A 5,077-nucleotide genomic window follows, 5' to 3' on the forward strand; every position below is an offset into this window, starting at 1 on the left:
CACAGTGGACGCGAGCATCTATGGACAAGCCCTCGGCCTATTAGTACCGGTCAACTCCACCTCTCACAAGGCTTCCATCTCCGGCCTATCAACCCGCTGGTCTCACGGGGGCCTTACCCCATCAAGTGGGTGGGAGTCCTCATCTCGAAGCAGGCTTCCCGCTTAGATGCTTTCAGCGGTTATCCCTCCCGAACGTAGCCAACCAGCCATGCCCTTGGCAGAACAACTGGCACACCAGAGGTTCGTCCGTCCCGGTCCTCTCGTACTAGGGACAGCCCTTCTCAAGACTCCAACGCGCACAGCGGATAGGGACCGAACTGTCTCACGACGTTCTAAACCCAGCTCGCGTACCGCTTTAATGGGCGAACAGCCCAACCCTTGGGACCAACTCCAGCCCCAGGATGCGACGAGCCGACATCGAGGTGCCAAACCATCCCGTCGATACGGACTCTTGGGGAAGATCAGCCTGTTATCCCCGGGGTACCTTTTATCCGTTGAGCGACGGCGCTCCCACAAGCCACCGCCGGATCACTAGTCCCTGCTTTCGCACCTGCTCGACCCGCCAGTCTCACAGTCAAGCTCCCTTGTGCACTTACACTCACCACCTGATAACCAACCAGGCTGAGGGAACCTTTGGGCGCCTCCGTTACCCTTTAGGAGGCAACCGCCCCAGTTAAACTACCCACCAGACACTGTCCCCGATCCGGATCACGGACCCAGGTTAGACATCCAGCACGACCAGAGTGGTATTTCAACAACGACTCCACCCAAGCTGGCGCTTGGACTTCACAGTCTCCCACCTATCCTACACAAGCCGAACCGAACACCAATATCAAGCTATAGTAAAGGTCCCGGGGTCTTTCCGTCCTGCTGCGCGAAACGAGCATCTTTACTCGTAATGCAATTTCACCGGGCCTATGGTTGAGACAGTCGAGAAGTCGTTACGCCATTCGTGCAGGTCGGAACTTACCCGACAAGGAATTTCGCTACCTTAGGATGGTTATAGTTACCACCGCCGTTTACTGGCGCTTAAGTTCCCAGCCTCGCCATCGAAACAGCTAACCGGTCCCCTTAACGTTCCAGCACCGGGCAGGCGTCAGTCCGTATACATCGCCTTACAGCTTCGCACGGACCTGTGTTTTTAGTAAACAGTCGCTTCTCGCTGGTCTCTGCGGCCACCCCCAGCTCCAACCGTAAAAGGCCATCACCAGAAGCGGCCCCCCTTCTCCCGAAGTTACGGGGGCAATTTGCCGAGTTCCTTAACCATAGTTCACCCGAACGCCTCGGTATACTCTACCTGACCACCAGAGTCGGTTTAGGGTACGGGCCACCATGAAACATCGCTAGAGGCTTTTCTCGACAGCATAGGATCATCCACTTCACCACAATCGGCTCCGCATCAGGCCTCACCCACATGTTGCACGGATTTACCTGCACAACGGGCCACACCCTTACCCCGGGACAACCACCGCCCGGGATGGACTACCTTCCTGCGTCACCCCATCACTCACCTACTACCCCCTCGGACCACCGGCTCCACCACAAAACTCACCCCGAAGGGATCACCAAGGGCTTCACGGGCTTAGCATCAGGAGATTCAGCGCTGGCGCTCCACGGCGGGTACCGGAATATCAACCGGTTATCCATCGACTACGCCTGTCGGCCTCGCCTTAGGCCCCGACTTACCCTGGGCAGATCAGCTTGACCCAGGAACCCTTAGTCAATCGGCGCACACGTTTCTCACGTGCGTCACGCTACTCATGCCTGCATTCTCACTCGCGTACCGTCCACAACCCCTTACAAGGCCGCTTCACCCAGCACACGACGCTCCCCTACCCATCCAGCCCTTACAGGCGGATGACACGACTTCGGCGGTGTACTTGAGCCCCGCTACATTATCGGCGCAGAATCACTCGACCAGTGAGCTATTACGCACTCTTTCAAGGATGGCTGCTTCTAAGCCAACCTCCTGGCTGTCTCTGCGACTCCACATCCTTTCCCACTTAGCACACGCTTAGGGGCCTTAGTCGATGCTCTGGGCTGTTTCCCTCTCGACCATGGAGCTTATCCCCCACAGTCTCACTGCCGCTCTTCACTTGCCGGCATTCGGAGTTTGGCTAAGGTCAGTAACCCGGTAAGGCCCATCACCTATCCAGTGCTCTACCTCCGACAAGAAACAAACGACGCTGCACCTAAATGCATTTCGGGGAGAACCAGCTATCACGGAGTCTGATTGGCCTTTCACCCCTAACCACAGGTCATCCCCCAGATTTTCAACTCTGGTGGGTTCGGGCCTCCACGCAGTCTTACCCACGCTTCACCCTGCCCATGGCTAGATCACCCCGCTTCGGGTCTAGGGCATGCTACTTCGACGCCCTCTTCGGACTCGCTTTCGCTACGGCTCCCCACCAACAGGTTAACCTCGCAACACACCGCAAACTCGCAGGCTCATTCTTCAAAAGGCACGCAGTCACGACAGCATGTGCAAGCACACACTGCGACGCTCCCACGGCTTGTAGGCACACGGTTTCAGGTACTATTTCACTCCGCTCCCGCGGTACTTTTCACCATTCCCTCACGGTACTATCCACTATCGGTCACCAGGGAATATTTAGGCTTAACGGGTGGTCCCGCCAGATTCACACAGGATTTCTCGGGCCCCGTGCTACTTGGGAAACACACAAAGGAGCCGTCACAGTTTCGTCTACGGGGGTCTTACCCTCTACGCCAGGCCTTTCGCATGCCCTTCGACTACCACAACGGTTTCTCACTCCCCCAGCCGCCGGCAGACAACTGAAGTGCACTCCCACAACCCCGCTCGCGCAACCCCTGCCGGGTATCACACACAAACGGTTTAGCCTCCTCCGGTTTCGCTCACCACTACTCCCGGAATCACGGTTGTTTTCTCTTCCTGCGGGTACTGAGATGTTTCACTTCCCCGCGTTCCCTCCACACCGCCTATACATTCAGCGGCAGGTGACAGCCCATAACGACTGCCGGGTTTCCCCATTCGGAAACCCCCGGATCACAGCTAGGTTGACAACTCCCCGGGGACTATCGCGGCCTCCCACGTCCTTCATCGGTTCCTGGTACCAAGGCATCCACCGTGCGCCCTTAACAACTTGGCCACAGATGCTCGCGTCCACTGTGCAATTCTCAACCAACAACCAGTCCGCACCAACCCCCCTCTCAGAGGATCAGCGCCCTGGCACACCCGAAGACAAAACCGCTTACACGGCCGTGCCCTCAGACACCCAACAGCGCGCCCGAACCTGTCTCTTCACTCGCCCGGCGTTCCCCACTCTCCGAAGAGAAGCGGTACTAGCCCGGTTCCATGAACCAGCAGACCCGAATAGTCAATGTTCCACCCATGAGCAACCACCCCAGAACACTCGCCCAGGGCTGGCCATATGCTCCTTAGAAAGGAGGTGATCCAGCCGCACCTTCCGGTACGGCTACCTTGTTACGACTTCGTCCCAATCGCCAGTCCCACCTTCGACAGCTCCCTCCCACAAGGGGTTAGGCCACCGGCTTCGGGTGTTACCGACTTTCGTGACGTGACGGGCGGTGTGTACAAGGCCCGGGAACGTATTCACCGCAGCAATGCTGATCTGCGATTACTAGCGACTCCGACTTCATGGGGTCGAGTTGCAGACCCCAATCCGAACTGAGACCGGCTTTTTGAGATTCGCTCCACCTTACGGCATCGCAGCTCATTGTACCGGCCATTGTAGCACGTGTGCAGCCCAAGACATAAGGGGCATGATGACTTGACGTCGTCCCCACCTTCCTCCGAGTTGACCCCGGCAGTCTCCCGTGAGTCCCCAACCCTCCGAAGAGGTTGCTGGCAACACAGGACAAGGGTTGCGCTCGTTGCGGGACTTAACCCAACATCTCACGACACGAGCTGACGACAGCCATGCACCACCTGTACACCGACTCAAAGAGGGCCACTGTCTCCAGTGGTTTCCGATGCATGTCAAGCCTTGGTAAGGTTCTTCGCGTTGCGTCGAATTAAGCCACATGCTCCGCCGCTTGTGCGGGCCCCCGTCAATTCCTTTGAGTTTTAGCCTTGCGGCCGTACTCCCCAGGCGGGGCACTTAATGCGTTAGCTACGGCACGGACGACGTGGAATGCCGCCCACACCTAGTGCCCACCGTTTACAGCGTGGACTACCAGGGTATCTAATCCTGTTCGCTCCCCACGCTTTCGCTCCTCAGCGTCAGTATCGGCCCAGAGACCCGCCTTCGCCACCGGTGTTCCTCCTGATATCTGCGCATTCCACCGCTACACCAGGAATTCCAGTCTCCCCTGCCGAACTCTAGCCTGCCCGTATCGACTGCAGACCCAGGGTTAAGCCCTGGGCTTTCACAATCGACGCGACAAGCCGCCTACGAGCTCTTTACGCCCAATAATTCCGGACAACGCTCGCACCCTACGTATTACCGCGGCTGCTGGCACGTAGTTAGCCGGTGCTTCTTCTGCAGGTACCGTCACTTGCGCTTCTTCCCTGCTGAAAGAGGTTTACAACCCGAAGGCCGTCATCCCTCACGCGGCGTCGCTGCATCAGGCTTCCGCCCATTGTGCAATATTCCCCACTGCTGCCTCCCGTAGGAGTCTGGGCCGTGTCTCAGTCCCAGTGTGGCCGGTCACCCTCTCAGGCCGGCTACCCGTCGTCGCCTTGGTAGGCCATCACCCCACCAACAAGCTGATAGGCCGCGGGCCCATCCCACACCGCAAAAGCTTTCCACCAGAAACCATGCGACTTCTGGTCATATCCGGTATTAGACCCAGTTTCCCGAGCTTATCCCAGAGTGCAGGGCAGATTACCCACGTGTTACTCACCCGTTCGCCACTAATCACCGGCCGAAACCGGATCATCGTTCGACTTGCATGTGTTAAGCACGCCGCCAGCGTTCGTCCTGAGCCAGGATCAAACTCTCCGTGAATGTCTTCACGCGAGTCGATTCTCGCAGCACCCCAGGAATCAAAGGGGTGCATCATCAATCAAACAATTGGCATTGACTTTTGGCACGCTGTTGAGTTCTCAAGGAACGGACGCTTCCTTCAAGACCCT

Annotated in this window: 2 rRNA genes; both read right to left on the minus strand. The window is 57.6% G+C overall.

Features of this window, described 5'->3' with window-relative positions:
* Nucleotides 1-20: 20 nt before the first annotated feature.
* A 23S ribosomal RNA gene (locus ACL02R_RS29915) occupies nucleotides 21-3,128 on the minus strand.
* Between the two features lie 293 nt (nucleotides 3,129-3,421).
* Nucleotides 3,422-4,949, minus strand: a 16S ribosomal RNA gene (locus ACL02R_RS29920).
* The 16S and 23S rRNA genes sit together here, the layout of an rRNA operon.
* Between the last annotated feature and the right edge of the window lie 128 nt (nucleotides 4,950-5,077).

The sequence above is a fragment of the Streptomyces sp. MS19 genome (assembly GCF_047200595.1).
Classification (GTDB): domain Bacteria; phylum Actinomycetota; class Actinomycetes; order Streptomycetales; family Streptomycetaceae; genus Streptomyces.